This is a genomic window from bacterium (assembly GCA_016708025.1).
Lineage (GTDB): Bacteria > Zixibacteria > MSB-5A5 > GN15 > FEB-12 > FEB-12.
In genome coordinates, this window is sequence record JADJGQ010000001.1 from 1249959 (window position 1) to 1267628 (window position 17670).

10 protein-coding genes are annotated in these 17670 nt (G+C 54.1%); 6 read left to right on the forward strand and 4 right to left on the reverse strand.

Annotated features, from left to right (window positions below):
• Positions 1–73 precede the first annotated feature (73 nt).
• Positions 74–850 carry an NADPH-dependent oxidoreductase gene (locus IPH75_05455; protein ID MBK7141505.1) on the forward strand — a complete coding sequence of 259 codons (777 nt, stop codon included), beginning with the start codon at positions 74–76 and terminating at the stop codon, positions 848–850.
• Here IPH75_05455 and IPH75_05460 read toward each other — a convergent pair whose 3' ends face one another.
• The gene (locus IPH75_05460; GenBank protein ID MBK7141506.1) at positions 851–1816 is read right to left on the reverse strand and encodes a TIGR00730 family Rossman fold protein; all 966 of its coding nucleotides are present in this window, start codon (positions 1814–1816) and stop codon (positions 851–853) included. It abuts the gene before it with no gap.
• Between the two features lie 95 nt (positions 1817–1911).
• A complete protein-coding gene (locus tag IPH75_05465) occupies positions 1912–3051 on the reverse strand; it encodes a 6-phosphofructokinase (GenBank protein ID MBK7141507.1) in 1140 nt (379 codons plus the stop codon).
• 233 nt (positions 3052–3284) lie between these two features.
• On the opposite strand from IPH75_05465, the gene glgP reads away from it, so the two are divergent.
• On the forward strand, positions 3285–5852 hold the full coding sequence (gene glgP / locus IPH75_05470; protein MBK7141508.1) for an alpha-glucan family phosphorylase: 2568 nt from the start codon (positions 3285–3287) through the stop codon (positions 5850–5852).
• A 130-nt stretch (positions 5853–5982) separates the two neighbouring features.
• Here glgP and IPH75_05475 read toward each other — a convergent pair whose 3' ends face one another.
• Both IPH75_05475 and IPH75_05480 read right to left on the reverse strand, forming a co-directional pair.
• Positions 5983–7050: a DUF3520 domain-containing protein gene (locus IPH75_05475; GenBank protein ID MBK7141509.1), complete on the reverse strand. Its 1068-nt coding sequence runs from the start codon at positions 7048–7050 to the stop codon at positions 5983–5985.
• A complete protein-coding gene (locus tag IPH75_05480) occupies positions 6977–8017 on the reverse strand; it encodes a von Willebrand factor type A domain-containing protein (GenBank protein MBK7141510.1) in 1041 nt (346 codons plus the stop codon). Before IPH75_05480 ends, IPH75_05475 begins: the two co-directional genes overlap by 74 nt.
• A gap of 261 nt (positions 8018–8278) precedes the next feature.
• On the opposite strand from IPH75_05480, the gene IPH75_05485 reads away from it, so the two are divergent.
• The 4 genes from IPH75_05485 to IPH75_05500 all read left to right on the forward strand — a co-directional run bounded on the left by IPH75_05485 (position 8279) and on the right by IPH75_05500 (position 17506).
• Positions 8279–9784, forward strand: a complete 1506-nt coding sequence (locus IPH75_05485) for an insulinase family protein (protein MBK7141511.1) — start codon at positions 8279–8281, stop codon at positions 9782–9784.
• A gap of 17 nt (positions 9785–9801) precedes the next feature.
• The gene (locus IPH75_05490; protein MBK7141512.1) at positions 9802–11934 is read left to right on the forward strand and encodes an insulinase family protein; all 2133 of its coding nucleotides are present in this window, start codon (positions 9802–9804) and stop codon (positions 11932–11934) included.
• Between the two features lie 268 nt (positions 11935–12202).
• Positions 12203–14839 (forward strand): hypothetical protein, encoded by a 2637-nt coding sequence (locus IPH75_05495; GenBank protein ID MBK7141513.1) that lies wholly within the window; start codon positions 12203–12205, stop codon positions 14837–14839.
• Positions 14840–14890: 51 nt separating this feature from the next.
• The gene (locus tag IPH75_05500; GenBank protein MBK7141514.1) at positions 14891–17506 is read left to right on the forward strand and encodes a hypothetical protein; all 2616 of its coding nucleotides are present in this window, start codon (positions 14891–14893) and stop codon (positions 17504–17506) included.
• Positions 17507–17670 lie beyond the last annotated feature (164 nt).

The following is a 17670-nucleotide window of genomic DNA, read 5'->3' on the forward strand; positions in this document are numbered from 1 at the left end:
TCATTTCTGATAGTATACTAACGGACCGAATGAGGGCATTCGGTCCGTTTTTTTATGCGTGAAGGGATTATCCATGAATGAGCTGATGGCATTTCTGCAGAGCCATGCTTCGGTGCGACAGTTTACCGATCGGCAGATAACGGCGGAAGAAGAGCAGTTGATCATAGAGACGGCGCAGCAATCGCCGACATCGTCGAATTTGCAGGCCTATTCCGTCATCACGATCCGGGACCAGGCGACCAAGGCCAGGGTCGCCGAATGGTCGGGGAATCAACAGCACATTATTGATTGCCCCCTCTTCCTCGTGTTCTGTGCGGATCTCTTTCGATTGCGAAAGATCTCAGAGCGAGCCGGTTACCTTTGCAATAGCGAGTATGCCGAGATCTTCATGGTCGCCACGATCGATACAGCGCTGGTCGCGGAACGAGCGCTCATGGCGGCGCAGGCGCTCGGAATGGGAGGCGTGATGGTCGGGGCGGTACGTAATCGGATTCAGGAAATCTCCAACCTGTTGGAGCTTCCAGACCTGGTTTACCCGGTAATGGGGATGTCCCTGGGCTTTCCGAAAGCCGTGCCAAAGGTCAAACCGCGTCTCTCATTGCAGGCTGTCAGGCATGTAGAAAAGTATCATGCCGAAGATGTGCTGGCTGGCGTTGATGAGTACGACGGAAGACTTCAGGAGTTTGGCCATTTACAAGGGCGCGAGGTTCAGCCCGAGAAGTATCCGAATTTCCAGGGACCGTACACCTGGTCGGAGCATACTGCCCGACGCATGGCCAATGATGCACCGGCGGCTCTTCGGCCGCATATGCTTGAATATCTGCGGAAGCGCGGGTTCCTGCTGAAGTAACTACAACTTCTTCGATTTGGCTTTTCGGCGACCCGACAACAGCGGCGAAATGACGCTGGCAAACCGGCTGCTCAGATCAGCGGGCTGGAGCTGTTGCGAATCAAAACCCGCCATGTAGGTGCTGTTGCCGTTACCGTTTTCTACTGTCCGGAAGAAATACTTGATATAATTCCAGGCATCGCGCGCATTGTCAGCATAGACAAACAATTTGAGATCTTCGGCATCGATGGTTCCCTCGGACACGAGATAATCCCAATCGATCAACCGCTTCCAGTATTCTTCCCCAAAGAGAATGATCGGCAACGACCTGACCTTGAGTGTCTGGGCCAGAGTTAGGGCCTCGAACAGCTCGTCGAGCGTTCCAAAACCGCCGGGAAATGCGACCATCGCTTTGGCGCGAAGCATGAAGTGCATTTTGCGCAGGGCGAAGTAGTGGAATTGGAGGCAGAGTTCCGGCGTGATATAGGGATTGGGTTCCTGCTCGGTTTGCAGGGTGATATTGAGGCCGATCGACTTGGCGTTGACATCGAAGGCTCCCCGATTGGCGGCCTCCATAATGCCAGGTCCTCCCCCGGTCACAATCACGTATTCGCGCTTCTTGCGACCCTTTTGTCTCTGTGAATCCAGCGAGACCAATCGAGCAAATTCACGCGCCTCGTCGTAGTAGCGGGATTTGGCGAGGACCCTATTGGCTATTGCCAAGTCGTTCTTCAAAATAGCGGATCGAGGGTGGGCGCGAATCGCTTCTTTTAGTTCGGCCACTCGCAGAGCAGCTTGCTTTCGTTCGACAATGCGGGTTGCACCAAAAACGACGATAGTCGAGTCGATCTTCTGTTCGATGAAAGTAGTTTCCGGCTTGAGGAGTTCCAATTGGAGCCGGACTGGGCGGAGTTCTCCCGTATTGAGGAAATCGATGTCTTTGTATGCGATGCGGTAGGCCGGCGACGCTTTGAGTCGCTCGGTCATTCTATTCCGGTCAACCGGAGTAGTCCCGTTCTTAGTCTTCCTTGACATGCAGCGTCCTATTGCTTCGCGGGGAAAGGGTAAACCTTCTCCCCCGCTTATGGGTGCACGGTACTCAGATATTCTTCCAATGGAACGTCGTGTGGAACTCCGAGACAGATGCCGATCGACTGGGCCATCTTGATCCAGGCGTGGTCGGCGGTGACTCGCCGGAATTTCCCGGCGACCTCGGTAAGCGGCACAGACGTCATTTCATTTTTCTGCAGCGAAACCATGCGGCCATATTCTCCCCTGGCGGCAAGGTGAACGGCTTCCACACCGAGACGGGTCGCCAGAAGGCGGTCATATGCCGACGGAGAACCACCACGGACCAGATGGCCGAGGATAGTGACGCGGCACTCCAACTGTAACAGTGCTTCGATCTGCGCGGCGATGCGGTGGGAGACGCCTCCAAGGCGGACAGCATCGGGAGAATTCTTGATCATTCTGCTTACAGTCATATTACCGCCGGCAGGTTTGGCACCTTCGCCAACGACCATGATCGAGAAGTTCTTGCCCTGTGACTTGCGCAATTTGATCTGTTCGACGATCGCATCGAGGTCATACGGGAATTCGGGCAAAAGGATGATATCTCCGCCACTCGCCAGGCCGGACCCAAGGGCGAGCCAACCGGCGTAACGCCCCATAACTTCGATGATCATGACGCGGTGATGCGATTGGGCCGTGGTATGGATCTTGTCAATCGCCTCAACAGCGGTCTGGAGTGCGGAATCATAACCAAAGGTTTGGTCAGTCCCCATCAGGTCGTTATCAATGGTCTTGGGAACGCCGACGATGGGAAGTCCCTTTTCGGCTAGTTGGGCCGAGGCGGCCATAGTACCGTCGCCACCAATAGCGATCAGACCGTTGAGGCCAAGAGATTCGAAGTTCATGACTGTTTCAGTGGAACGGTCCAGATAGACGTAATCATCCCCCTGGAGGACGGGGAAACGGAATGGATCAGCTCGGTTGGAGGAGCCGAGAATGGTGCCTCCTCTGGAGAGGAGCCCCGGTACATCCTTCATGTCCAGCACCTTAAAGCGGTTCTGGACAAGCCCTTCGTAGCCATCGAGGAATCCGACGACTTCCATACCGTATTCGTTTTCAGCGGTCTTGACGACGGCGCGAATAACGGCGTTTAGCCCCGGGCAGTCTCCACCACCCGTCAGCACCCCTAATCTCTTGCGTGTTTTGCCCATAGTCCTTAGTGTACAATTTTGACCCGCCAAAAGGAAAATAATAATTGGCAGCGGTCGTTAAGCTATTTATCTATCAATCGGCATGTAAGAAAACGACTTGAGCCGAGAACGGGGCAAAAGGCCCGAATTACGGCTAAATGCAAGGATGCAGGTTAACTTGTGACGGTTAGGTTCGATACATATAAAGTCGACGAACTACGGCACAATTGATAGGACCAGCACAAGGATAGGCCATGCGCGTTAAACAGGTACTCGTACTCCCCACTGTCCCCGATAAACTGAAGCCTTTGCAGGAGATGGCCCACAATATGTGGTTCTCCTGGAATTTTGAGGTGGTCAGGCTATTCATTCGACTCGATCCCGAACTATGGGAGGCCTGCTACCAGAATCCGGTTGAGATGCTGTCACGCCTGCCCCAGGAAGCGCTGGCCAAAGCGGCCCAGGATGAAGCATTCCTGGTCTCTCTTGACCGAGTTTATCAGAAATATGTCGACTATCACAATCGCCGGAAGTGGTTCCACTACAAATATCCGGATATGGAAGATCAGAAGATCGCCTACTTCTCTCTGGAGTTCGGTCTGGACACCGGACTTCCAGTCTACTCGGGCGGCTTGGGTGTGCTGGCTGGCGATACGCTCAAATCCGCATCGGATCTTGGGTTGCCGCTGGTTGGTGTAGGACTGCTTTATCGATATGGGTATTTCCGGCAGATCCTCTCCCCCGATGGTTGGCAGCAGGAGCGCTACGAAGAAAACGACTGGTATCATATGCCGGTTCAGTTGGTCAAGAACGGGCATGATGAACCGCTACGAGTGACCGTTGATCTTGACGGCATGCCGGTGCAGTGTCAGATCTGGAAAGTAACAGTCGGTCATATCCCCCTCTATCTGCTGGATACGAATATTCCTGAGAACTCTACTAAAGCGCGCGAGATTACCTCGGTGCTGTACGGTGGCGACAAAGATATGCGGATCCGTCAGGAGATCGTCCTGGGGATCGGCGGCGTGCGTGCCCTGAAAGCGCTGGGAGTGATTCCCGGTGTTTATCATATGAATGAGGGGCATAGCTGGTTTCTGGCGCTGGAGCGGTTGCGGAGCCTGATGGCGGATGACGGCCTCACGTTTAACGAAGCTTCGCAGTATGTCTGGGCGACATCTGTCTTTACGACTCATACGCCGGTGCCGGCCGGAAATGAACGGTTTGATCCGGTGCTGGTGCATCGGTACCTCGGCGATTTCATTAAGCAGTTAGGGATCAGTTGGAAAGATTTTGTCTCGATCGGTCGGGTCAACCCGATGGATGAAAACGAGACATTCTGTATGACGGTGGCGGCGCTGAAATATTCGGCCCACAACAATGGCGTGTCACAGTTACACAAACTCGTATCGCGCGAGATGTGGCACAATATCTGGCCGGGTCTGCCTAAGGATGAGATACCTATTACCGGTATCACGAACGGCGTGCATTTGTCTTCCTGGATCTCGCACGAGATGAACGAGCTATACGAATCATATCTTGGCCCCCATTTTACCGAGCGACCCGGCTCGCCCGAGATCTGGGACAAAGTGACCAAGGTGCCGGATATCGAACTCTGGCGCATCCACAGTAAACGTCGCGAGCGGTTGATCTTCTTTGCGCGAAAGCGACTGGCCCAGCAACTCAGTAAACGTCAGTCAACCCAGTTTGAGATTCAACGAGTAGAACATATCCTGGATACACAGGTTCTGACGATCGGGTTCGCTCGACGGTTCTCGACATACAAGCGTGGCTATCTGATCTTTAGCGATCCGGACCGTCTGGATAGGATCGTCAACAATCCCAAGGCGCCAGTGCAGATTATCCTGGCGGGGAAAGCCCATCCACTGGATAACCCGGGCAAAGAAGTGATCAAGAAGCTGATAGGGTTTGTCAATCAGGATCGATTCCGGAACCGAGTGATCTTCCTGGAGGATTACGACATTAATGTTGCACGCTATTTGGTGCAGGGATCGGATATCTGGCTGAATAATCCGCGTCGGCCGGAAGAGGCCTCGGGGACATCGGGAATGAAAGCGGCCATCAACGGTGCCTTGAACTTCTCGGTATTGGATGGCTGGTGGGATGAAGGATATTCCGAAGCTACCGGGTTCAAGATCGGCAATGGTGAAGAGCACGACAATTCAGAGATCGGCGACCGGCTCGAAGCAGAATCGCTCTATAATACGCTGGAACGAGAGATCATTCCGCTCTTTTATGAGCGCGAGACCAGAGATTATCCCGACAAATGGGTCTCCAAGATGAAGGGATCGATCTCGATGGCGGGCCGGGTATTCTCGGCGGCGCGGATGACCATGGAGTACACGGACAATTTCTATATTCCGACGATGCGCAAGAAAGAAGAACTCTCGGCTGATCATTATGCCGAAGCGCGCAAGTTGACTTCCTGGTTAGAACGAGTTCAGGGGAGTTGGGATAAGATCCAGATCCGCGATATCGACATGCCGGAACTTGGGCAATCGGTCAATATCGGTCAGCGTATCCCGGTCAAACTGCACGTGTATCTCGATGGGATCAAGCCGCAGGATGTGCGGGTCGAGGTTGTCGCCGGGCGGTTGACCTCACAAGAGCAACTGGTGACGTTTTCGCCGGTTGAGGCACGACTGAACGGACAGGCATCCAATCCTCCATCGGATAACGTTTTCGAGTATCACGGCGAGGTGGTTTGTAAGGAATCCGGACGACTGGGAATCACTGCGCGAGTAGTGCCCCGGAATGAGTATCTGACTGATTCTCCGAAGCCGAAGATGATCAGTTGGTGGTGATAGCAGAGTCCAAATTGGCAATAAACGACGGGCCGGTCTCAATGGAGATCGGCCCGTTTTGCTGATAAAGGACCGCCCGCCAGGCGGTGAAGCCGAGCGGGCGGGGTATGAGAGAGGATCGACTGGAGGGTTATCGTTTGTAGTTGGCATCGCCGCGATAGTCGCGGTGATCATCGCGCGAATCATCGTCGGAGAAATAACCGGCGAGTGACGCGGCGCGATCGATCAGGTCAACCAGCTCGTTGGTTTGCTCGCTCGGCAGTTGACGGCGGACCGACTGGGCCATGCGGCTCAGGTCTTCAAAACTGGTGTTGCTTCCGTATCTGGTCTCTTTCAGCATTTCGCCGAAACGTGAAGCGATCACGGCGAGACGGAATTCGGCGCGAGCCGACTCAAATCGCGGGATCCCCTTCCCTGCCTGCACATTCTTCGTCAGTTCAACGACCTCAGACTGATCGGCATCTTTCCATCGGACAAAGATGGTAGCCAGTTTGGCCGCCGGCTTGGCCTGCTTTAGAATCACTTCATACAATGCGGTGACTTCGTGCCCGGCGCCGACCTCGCCGCCATCCTGGCGGTTGTCGCGGAACTTGTTGTCGGCAATGGCGCGATTCTCGTAACCGATTAAGCGGTACTGTGAAACCACGTTCGGATTGAAATCAACCTGGACTTTCACGTCGCGGGCCAGCACCTGCAGCGTGCCGACCAGACCATCGACGAACAGTTTGCGCGCCTGATCCTCGGTATCGATATAGGCATACTTACCGTTGCCATTGATGGCCAGGCGTTCAAGCAATACGTCGTTGTAGTTCCCCATGCCAAACCCGAAAGTCGACATGGTGATTCCCCTGCGAACAAACTGCTTGATGTCGCGCATGATGTCATCCGGGTCGGTCTTGCCGACATTAGCGACACCATCGGAACAGAGAACGACCAGATTGTTGTGGCCGTTCACATACTGGCGATTAGCCATCTCGTAGCCAAGGCGAATGCCGGCCTCGGCATAAGTTGAGCCACTCGGCTGGAGGCGGTCAAGCGAACGAAGTATCTGGCGCTTGTTGTCGCCGTTGGTCGGGTCAAGGACGATGAATGCTTTGGCGCCGTAGGCCACAATGCCGACCCGGTCATTGTGATCCAACTGCTCGATCAACATCCGGAGCGACTGCTTGAGCAGTTCGATACGGTTGCCGTAGTTCATCGAACCGGAGACATCGATGACCAAGGTCAAGTTGAGCGGTTTGCGCTCCCACTCTGAGATCTCGCGCCCCTTTGATGCCGATCTTGAGAAGCGTCGAGCGACGGTCGAACGGCGAACCGGACATCTCCGTAAAGATGCGGAATTTCGACTGGTCCGGAGTGTTATAGCCGTAATCGAAATGGTTGACGAATTCTTCGACACGGATAGCATCGGCCGGCGGAAGCTGGCCATCGTACAGAAAGGTGCGAGCCAGAGTAAAGGAAGCATCGTCAACATCGAGACCAAAGGTCGACAGGTGGTCCTTTCGGGTATCCACGAACCGATTCGTGCCGTAATCGTGGAAAAACATGTCTTCGGGATACGGGCGGTGATAGGAGTCATACTCTTCATTCCGGGGCCGCTCGGCCGGTCTTGAACTCAGATAATCTTCAGTGCGGCCTTCTTTGTCATTCAAGGCTTGAGTCGGACCGTAGAACGGGGTTAAGAGTTTTTGGATAACTGACCGCTCGGGAGATGTGCTTTGCTTCTGCGTCGCTGAGTGTTCATCTTCACTAATGTCAACATTGCCAGTCGAAGATTTGTAGTCATCCTTTCCGGTGGCCGAAGGCTCCTGTTTTTTTGCCTTGCCTCGCAACGGGATCAATTCGATCACCAGCGAGGTCGTCTTGCCGGAGAGAATTTCAATGTCATGCCGTTCGGCGGTTTCATAGCCATTGGCGGTGATGGAAATGCTGTAACTGTCCGGAGAAAGTTGGGTAATGAGGAAGCGGCCATCTTTGTCCGATACTGCCTGCCGCCCCTCCCCCATCAGGGTAACCAGGGCGCCGGGAACAGAGGCGCCACTGCCACTTTCAATAACGCGTCCGGAGAGATTGGCATCGGCAGGCGCGCCGAAAACGAGTTCGGCGGTGACACCGACCAGCAGGCCGGCTGCCAGCATGATCCAGATGATGCAGGTTTGTTTCATGGCTCATTTCCTCACTTTCACAGTTCGGTGAATTTCTTCTTCTAAGCTGAGTACCAGTGAGAAACGGGAATCTTCCCGCGAATCCAAAAGAGGACGGATTTGAGCGACATTGCCGTCGGGCGAGCCGCCGGGAATAGTCCGTAACCCAAGGTTTATTAGAAAGTTAGGATTGAGAAAGCGGCGAGAAAGCTTGACAGTCGGGTCTCGCTATTCTTTATTCTGTTACAAATTTCACCAACTCACTCATCCATGGAGGAGCGCATGATGAAGCGTACATTCTGGCCGTCGATGGTCTGCCTGGCAATGGTAGTCGCATTGGGCGGTATGGTCTTCTCTTTTGACTTTAGTACGGTCGAGAAGACAGTGACAGAGCATACCCTGAAAAATGGTCTCAAGATACTGGTAATGGAGCGTCACGACGCCCCGGTGGTGTCGTTTGCCACATGGGTCAATGCCGGTTCGGCGGATGACCCGAAAGGGTACACCGGCCTGGCACATATGTTCGAACATATGGCATTCAAGGGGACGACTACCCTGGGGACCAAGGATTACAAGGCCGAGGCAAAGGCAATCGCACTTGAAGACTCCCTGTTCATGTTACTTCGAGCGGAGAGAAACAAAGGGCGGTTGACGGACACTGTCCTGGTCGCCAAGCTTCAGAAGGACTACGAGGCGGCGCGCGAAGCATCGTACGCCTATGTCAATTCGAACGAATTTGGCAACATAGTCGAGCGCGAAGGGGGCGTAGGAATGAACGCCGGGACCGCGTACGACTGGACGATGTATACTTATTCGCTCCCGTCGAACAAGCTGGAGATGTGGATGATGCTGGAATCAGAGCGGTTCCTCAATCCGGTTTTCCGCGAAATGTACAAAGAGCGGGATGTGGTGGCGGAAGAGCGCCGGATGCGGATCGAATCCAATCCGATCGGGCGACTACTTGAGGAGTATGGATCGCTGGCATTCAAGGCGCACCCGTACGGCGTTTCAGGTGTAGGACATATGTCGGATATCCAGTATTACTCTCGTGAAGAAGCAAAAGCATTCTTCAGCAAATACTATGTACCGTCCAATATGACAGTCGTCATCGTTGGTGATGTCGACCCGAAAAACGCGATCGCGCTGGCAGAGAAATATTGGAACCGTATCCCGTACAAGCCGAAACCGCAGCTGATAGCGACAATCGAGCCGCCGCAGATCGGTGAGAAGCGGGTCGTGTTAGAGGATCCTTCACAGCCGATCTTTATTGCGGGCTGGAAGATCCCGGAACGGACTCATCCCGATCGCCCGGCGATCGAAGCGTTCTTGGAGTACTTGACTTCCGGACGGACCTCGGTGATGTACGAGGCGATGGTGAAGGAATCTAAGATCGCGGTACAGGTGCAGGCATTCCCTGGCTATCCGGGTGACAAGTATCCGACCATGGGATCGGTCCTGGCGGTTCCTTCGGCTGGGCACACTGCCGCGGAGTGTGAGGCGGCTGTCTTTGGGATCATTGACTCGGTCAAGGCCCTCAAAATCTCCGCAGAAGAATTGGATAAGATAAAAGTACGCAACAAAGCCTCGTTCGTCGGTCAGTTGGAGGACAACGATGGCATGGCGTTCCAGCTCGGCGCATACCAATTGTATTGGGGGGATTGGCGTGAGATGTTCCGGGAGCTTGACCGGATCAATGCGGTCACCCCGGAGGATGTCCAGCGAGTCGCGCAGCAGTATTTCATCAAGTCGAATCGAACTGTTGCGATCATGAACACGGTGGAAAGCTGAGCTGAAGGAGTAATAGAATGAAACGAATCAATATAATCATACTGGCGCTGGCGGCGATCATGCTGTGCGCGCTGACGGCTTCGGCCCAGGATGTGACCAAACTGAAATTTCCTGCGCTGAACCCAATTACGATCCCCAAAGTCGAGAAGGTGACCCTGGATAACGGGCTTCGGCTTTATATCCTTGAGGACAACAGCCTGCCTATCGTGCAGGCCTCGGTCAGAATCAATTGCGGCGGCTATCTCGAACCGGCCGACAAGCTCGGGCTGGCCTCGATCTGCGGGCAGGTCCTGCGTACGGGCGGAACCGCGAAATGGACCGGCGACCAGATCGACCTCGCGTTGGAATCGGTCGGTGCATCTGTTGAGACCAATATCGGCAATCTGAACGGTTCGGCCTCGATGTATACTCTAACCGAGAATCTGGACCTTGGTCTGGAGGTATTGGCGGAAGTGCTCCGCCGTCCGGCATTTTCTCAGGATAAGATCGACCTGGCGAAAGTCGGAATGCGGTCGATGATCTCGCGACGGAACGATGATCCGTTTTCAATCGGTATTCGAGAGTTCCTGAAAGCGGTTTATGGTGCCGAGTCGCCGTATGCCCGACATACCGAATATGCAACGATCGATGCGATCACGCGGGCCGATCTGGTAGGATTCCACCAAGCGTGCTTTAATCCGGAGAATTTCCAGATCGCGATCTGGGGAGATATCAAGAAGGATGAGATCATCGCCAAAGTGAATCAGTATTTTGGTGACTGGGCCAAAGGCTCAATGCCGATCCCTCCCCCGCCGGCGGTGGACTACAAGTACGAACCGGGTCTGGCGTATGTGGCCAAAGAAGATGTCAATCAGAGCAATATCTTCCTCGGACATATCGGCGGATTGGTGACCGATCCGGATTATCCGGCCCTGATCGTTATGAACAATATCCTGGGTGGATCGTTTGCCAGCCGGTTGTTCAACAACGTGCGTTCGAAGGAAGGTTTGGCTTACTCGGTGGGTGGCGCATATACAGCTAATGTGAGCTACCCGGGAACGTTCTACTCGTTTGCATCGACCAAGTCAGAAACGACAGCCAAGGCTATCAAAGAGATCATCACTCAGATCAAGTCAATGCAGACCATTCCTCCGACGCCGGCGGAAATGAGTATCGGCAAGGATGGATATCTGAACTCGTTTGTATTCAATTTCGACAGCCGTTCTGAAGTGATCTCGCGACTGATGTACTATGATTTCTTCGGACTTCCTGAGGATTTCCTCGCAAAGGAAAAAGAGTCTGTCGAAAAAGTGACCCCTGCCGATGTAATGGCGGCGGCCAAGCGGGCGATTCACTCGGATGCGCTCAAGATCGTAGTGGTGGGCAAAAGCGAAGATTTCGACACTCCGCTCGACCAGCTCGGCTTGGGACCAGTGACTGCGCTGGATATCACCATTCCAGCCAATGTCCCCAAGAAGGAATTGGTGGTTAATGACGAAACGTTGGCCAAAGGTAAGAGCCTTCTTGCCAAAGCGGCTACGGCGCATGGTGGCCTGAAAGCCATCAAGGCGGTGAAGTCGGTTGCAATGAAGGGAGTAACCACGATCACGACTCCGGGTGGAGAGATACCTATCGGAGTGGAGATGGTCTACCAGTTCCCCGACAAAGTGCGCTCGCAGGCCGATGTCATGGGACAGAAGATGATCGAAGTGCGCAACGGCGATGCCGGCTGGAAGATGGACCGGACCGGAGCGTACGTACCAAAGACTGCTGACGACATCAAAGACGACACCAAGGAGACCGCCCGTAATACGCTGGTACTTCTGGGCGGGTCCGACAGTCCTACATTGAAGGCAGTTTATGCCGGTGACGGTGATGCCGGCGGTGCCAAGGTCAGCCTCGTCGCTATCCTGGGCGAAGATGGAGCACCGACGGTTACGCTGGGGATCGATCCTGTCTCAGGCAATCTTCTCTCCAAAGAATACTGGGGTCAGGGAATGATGGGTGAAGGGAATATGCAGGAGATCTACGGCGATTTCAGCAAGTCAGGGAATGTGCTGTTGCCTATGAGCACAACCCACAATATGAACGGACAGAAGTTTATGGCGGTGAAGTTGACCGAAGTGACGATCAATGGCGCGATTCCGCCCGGCAGTTTCGACAAACCGTAAGGGAAGTTACTTGCATACTGAGACAAAAGAGCCGGCTGACGCCGGCTCTTTTCTTTACCGGACAGTCCAGTATTGATGCGATTGACAGAGAACTCCACAATTATCAGGCGGATACGTCTTAGGGGAAGGGCGGGCGATCGAAAACCGCTTGCCTGACCTGGCGAAATCAGCTACAATAAACCCGGACAGACGGTTACGTCTGTCGACTGGAAGGTACTGGGAACTGCAGCGGACGCACGCTGCGCAAAATTGATAAAGAGTGTGATTTATGTCACTCACCACGCTAATGCGAGCGTTGTTGGCACTCGCTTTGAGTCTTCTGGTGACGGCGGCGGCGTTTGCGCGCACGGCGGAACCAGTCCCTGATTCGACTCGCCCTCCACTTGTTATCTCCACCGCATCGCCAGCCTATTGCCTGACGACACACAATATCGGGAAGATCGTCCTTGGCGTGACCAACTACGGGATATTCGGTTCCGGGTCGGGATCGATCGTCGGGAGTGGCGCGGACTGTTTTACGGCCCAGGTGGTACCGTCGTGCGAATACCCCAAGGGGAGCGGCGCCTGGTACCTCTATTCCGGATCCCTCTGGATCGGTGCGGTCAAAGGTGAGGATACCCTGGTATCGGTCGGTTCGGACGGCTGGATATTTGGACGACGGGAAATGAATCCTTACGACCAATTTGCCAATCCGGATGCGGAGATGAAAACTCGGTCGATCATTGATCCCAGCGCGCCGGAGTACGAGCTGGCGGTATCAGAGCAGGATATGATCGCATCGTACACGGATTCATTTACCACCGGAGTAACGGGATTAGGGACCGACTTTTTGGATGGTCGCAATCACCGACCGCTTTATATAGACGTCAGTCAACGATCGTACGCCTGGTCGTATTCGTACGCCGAGGATTTTGTTCTCTTTGACTACTCGATCACTAATGCGAGCAACGAGCGACTAAATAACGTCTTCATGGGTCTGTACATTGACGCCGATGTTGGCGAGGCTAACAGCAATGAAGCGGCGCAGGACGATATCTGCGGATTTTTGTTTGATATCCCCTCCCCTGCGGTCTTTTCGGGGAACTGCGACTATTTCCGGGATACCGTGTTCATTGCCTGGATCGCGGACAATGATGGGGATCTGGGGAAGCAGGTCAAAGTACCCAATGTCACCGGAAGCCGCGTGATCCGGACGCCGGCTGAGACGCTGGATGTCTCATTCAACTGGTGGGTTGGAAATACTGATGCTCGGTTTGATTTCGGTCCGCAAGAGCGGCGGAAGCTGCGCGACCTGGGAACGGGCGGAAAAGGGACGCCGGAAGGGGATCGGAACAAGTACTTTTTCCTTCGAAACAAGGAGTTTGACTACGACCAGATCTTCACGGCTTCAATCTCCATAGCGGATTCGCTTTGGGATTATCCCAACCCTGCTCTGGCAGTCGATCTGTCGACCGGTTTCGACACACGCTACCTGCTATCGTTCGGGCCATTTCAGCTTGAACCGGGTGAGTCGGCGCCGATCTCTGTCGCGTACGTGGGGGGCGAAAACTTCCATACGCTGGCTTCGAACACACTGAATAATTTGATCAACACCTATAACCCGGACGAGTGGCTGCGGAATGTCAATTTCGACGATCTGGGACTCAATGCCGTCTGGGCGTCCTGGGTGTACGACAATCCGGGTGTTGACACGGATGGAGACGGTTCGCGCGGAGATTATCGGGTCTGTTATGGCGAAGTGACTTATGACACGATCAGTACTGATCCGCTCGAGATCGATACCACCTACGGTCAGCCGGACACGCTTTTCTACCGCGGAGATGGGGCGCCGGATTTTCGAGGAGCCTCGCCGCCACCGGCGCCGAAATTCTGGGTCTACCCAACGGACGGTAAACTCCGCGTCCGCTGGAACGGTCTGCGCTCAGAAACGGCGATCGATGTCTTTAGTCATGTCGCCGATTTTGAGGGGTATCGTGTCTACGCCAGTCGCGACGACCGACCCGCTTCCTATTATCTGGTTGAGTCGTTCGATCGCGAGGACTTCAATAAGTTTGTCTATGTGTCACAGAAGCCGGGTGGCGCGGGATTCATGCTTCTTGAGAATCCGTTCACTCGGGAACAACTGGTCGCACTGTACAGCGGCGGGAATACATCGTGGGACCCGGAATTCTATACAGCGACCAATCCATTCCGTCTCCCCGGATTCCTTGGTGACTCGATATTCTATTTTGCGCGCCAGGATTACAACCAGTCCGAGCTGGGCGTTTCGACACGTATTCGAAAGATCTATCCGGATGCGCTCAAGCCGACCATCCTGGAGCCGGACTCGATTCCAGTACCGGATCGCCCCACCTACCTGACTGAGGATGGGTACTTCAAGTATTACGAATACGAGCTAACGCTTGAGAATCTGCTACCGACTGTCCCCTACTACGTGAATGTAACTGCCTTTGATTTTGGTTCACCGCAATCAGGGTTGGGTAGCCTTGAAACATCGGTGACTGTGGGCTCGGAGATCGCATACGCACAGGCGGGAAGCGACGAGGTTGCAGCGGAAGATCTTCCGGTCTATGTCTACCCCAACCCATATCGTCTTGATGCGGACTATCGGGGGGGCGGTTTTGAGGGGCGGGACAGTGATACTCGTGACAATGCGCCCGATCGGCAACGCAAAGTACACTTTGCGAATCTCCCGCCGGAGTGCACTGTACGTATATTCACGCTGGATGGCGACCTGGTGAGAGAATTCGAGCACAATGTAGACCCTGGTGACCCGACGGCGACGCACGATTCATGGGATCTGATCACGCGTAATACACAATTGATCGTTTCGGGTATTTATTACTGGGTAGTGCAAAAGCCGGATGGCTCGACCCAGATGGGCAAATTGGTCATCATTATGTAGGTTGGATTGTTTGGAATGAATTATCGGATCGGAAAATTGGGCCGTTCCCGCATGCAGTGGCTGATTGGAACGGCCTTTCTAATAGTCGGCCTGGCACACGGCGCTGTGGCTCGCGAAGGGATGCCGCTTTCCAAGAAGGATGCGCTGGACCAGCATCTCCGAAGCGAAGTGTCGATCGCAACGCGTGCCGAACCGGTGCAGTATATCGCGCACAGTCGCGGGAACATGCAGCTCGCGTTAGCCAATAACGGGACATTTGGAACGTACGGTCAGGAATTACCTGACCCGTTCACCGGGCTCCAGATACCATCCTGCATCTACCCCAAAAACAGCGCACTCGTCTACCTTTATGTAGGAGCGTTTTGGATCGGGGCGATCGTCGGCGAGGATACGCTGGTCTCGTGTGGGACCGAGGACTTTTACCAGACCCTGGAGTTTCAGCCCGAAGTACCGGATTGCGACGACGCATTCGCCCGAAATGGATTCTGCTATTATTCAATTGATGAACAGAGTGATTTCTACACGCCGCAGGCTTTCTCAGAACAAGATTTGATCTGCTCTTATGTCGACACGTTTAGTTCACCGGCGATCGTATCCCCTGATCCAGTCGACAATCGGAGTCACCGTCCTCTGGGAATCAGGGTGACGCAGCGTTCGATGGCCTGGAGCTACTCGTATGCGGATGACTTCATCCTATTCGATTACCAGATTGAGAACATCGGTGACGATCTACTCAACGATGTCTATATGTCGATCTGGGTGGATGGAGACGCGTGGCATACGTCGCGTAACAGCCCCGAAGGATGGAATGACGACCTGGTAGGATTCTATCGCGAGCATCCGGCGCCGGAAGGATGCGGTTTTGTGGATACAGTCAACATTGCCTACCACGCAGATGCAGATGGAGATCCGGGTGGTTCCAGTTGGGATAGTCGATCAACCCGCGCAGTAGTAGGAACCCGCGTCGTGCGGACGCCGGCTGATTCGTTGGAGTACTCGTTCAACTGGTGGATCATCAACTACTCCGATCCCAAATTTGATTTTGGTCCGCGCAAGACCGGCTCTGTGGGTGATCCTTTTCGCAATATGGAGGGACGTTTGGGGACCCCGACCGGCGACGCCAACAAATACTATGTGATGAGCCGACGGGAGTTTGACTACGACCTGCTCTACACCGCGATAGATCATTCGGATTCGGGATGGTTGCGTCCACCGGCAAATGCCGTTGAAGTAGCTTCCGGGTATGATGCCCGCTACTTGTTGTCGTTTGGACCATTCGACCTGGCGCCCGGTCAGCAATTGCCGATCTCATTTGCCTGGGCCGGTGGAGAGAACTTTCATCAGGAGCCGGATGACTTCGCACGACTGTTCCGTCCTTCTGCACCGGACCCATACTATCAGTCCCTCAGTTTTGACAACTTGGCGGCCAATGCACGGTGGGCATCCTGGGTTTACGATAACCCGGGAATAGATACTGATGGCGATGGATATGTTGGGAAGTTCCGAATCTGCACCAAGGATTCAGTGATCGAACGGATCGACACCACAATTACTGAATTCGATACGCTCATTGATACGCTGTTCCGCGCCGTGCTGGCGGATACCTTTTTCTATGAAGGGGATAATGTTCCTGACTTTCGTGGCGCCGGACCGCCTCCTGCTCCTCTCTTACGAGTCATCCCTAGTCTGGGGAAACTGACGCTTCGCTGGAATGGATACCGGTCTGAGACCTCGAAAGACATCTTCCTGGGGAAGGTCGATTTTGAGGGGTACCGCATGTATATCGGATTGGACAGTCGGCCGGGGAGCATGTCGCTGTCAGCATCATACGACCGGGAGGATTACAATAGATTTGTCTTGAAACAAACAGGACCGGGGACGTTTGCCTGGTCATTGACGGAGATACCGTTCACGCTGGACTCATTACGGACGATATTCGATGACCCAGTATTCGATCCGAGTGCGCACCCGCTGGCAAATCCGTATCAATTTGGCGACAGCCTATTCTATTTTGAACCGCAGGATTATAACTCATCGAGTCTCGGACTTCAGGGCGGCATTCGAAAGGCGTATCCTGACGCAGTGGTACCGCCGTCCGACACGGCACTCTGGACGGACGATTTAGTGACCTACGAACATGGAGAACCTCTCCCCCGCTATTACGAATATGAGTTTGACCTTGAAAATTTGTTGCCGTCGATCCCGTACTATGTGTCAGTAACGGCGTTTGATTTTGGGTCGCCCAAAGCGGGCCTACTTTCTCTGGAAACCAGCCCATACAACGATTTTGTGGTGGAGTATCCGCAGATTCCGTCGGACTCGGTGGAGGCAGCCGGTCTGGAAGCGTATGTGTATCCGAATCCGTATCGGATCGACGCGGATTATGCGTCGATGGGGTATGAAAATCGGGAGCAGATCGACCCGGAGAGGGCGCGGCGGATCCACTTCATGAACCTTCCAAAGGTATGTACCATATCGATTTATTCGCTTGATGGGGACCTGATTCGGCGCATCGAGCACAATTATCCGGAGGGCGGGCCCGGGTCGATGCACGAGTCATGGGATCTGATCACACGGAACACGCAGGCAGTCGTGTCGGGCCTCTACTATTTTGTCGTTGAATCGGCCACTCGGACCCAGATCGGAAAGCTCGTAATCATAAAGTAGCCATTGACATCAGGGCGGGAAATTCCGACCTTAACGGCCTGTGGTCCGCCTGCATCGACGGTCTGGAATTCGGGTCAAAATCTGCCTGATACATTCCTCGCTGAACGGATTCACACTTAACAACGTCAATTATTGCGTACTTTTAACATGATGGAGTTGTGGAA

Coding starts and splice junctions, on each gene's coding strand:
- IPH75_05500 (MBK7141514.1), top strand. CDS start 14,891: ATGCAGTGGCTGATTGGAACGGCCTTTCTAATAGTCGGCCTGGCACAC.
- IPH75_05465 (MBK7141507.1), bottom strand. CDS start 3,051: ATGGGCAAAACACGCAAGAGATTAGGGGTGCTGACGGGTGGTGGAGAC.
- IPH75_05460 (MBK7141506.1), bottom strand. CDS start 1,816: ATGACCGAGCGACTCAAAGCGTCGCCGGCCTACCGCATCGCATACAAA.
- IPH75_05480 (MBK7141510.1), bottom strand. CDS start 8,017: ATGAAACAAACCTGCATCATCTGGATCATGCTGGCAGCCGGCCTGCTG.
- IPH75_05475 (MBK7141509.1), bottom strand. CDS start 7,050: ATGAACTACGGCAACCGTATCGAACTGCTCAAGCAGTCGCTCCGGATG.
- IPH75_05490 (MBK7141512.1), top strand. CDS start 9,802: ATGAAACGAATCAATATAATCATACTGGCGCTGGCGGCGATCATGCTG.
- IPH75_05485 (MBK7141511.1), top strand. CDS start 8,279: ATGATGAAGCGTACATTCTGGCCGTCGATGGTCTGCCTGGCAATGGTA.
- IPH75_05495 (MBK7141513.1), top strand. CDS start 12,203: ATGTCACTCACCACGCTAATGCGAGCGTTGTTGGCACTCGCTTTGAGT.
- IPH75_05455 (MBK7141505.1), top strand. CDS start 74: ATGAATGAGCTGATGGCATTTCTGCAGAGCCATGCTTCGGTGCGACAG.
- glgP (MBK7141508.1), top strand. CDS start 3,285: ATGCGCGTTAAACAGGTACTCGTACTCCCCACTGTCCCCGATAAACTG.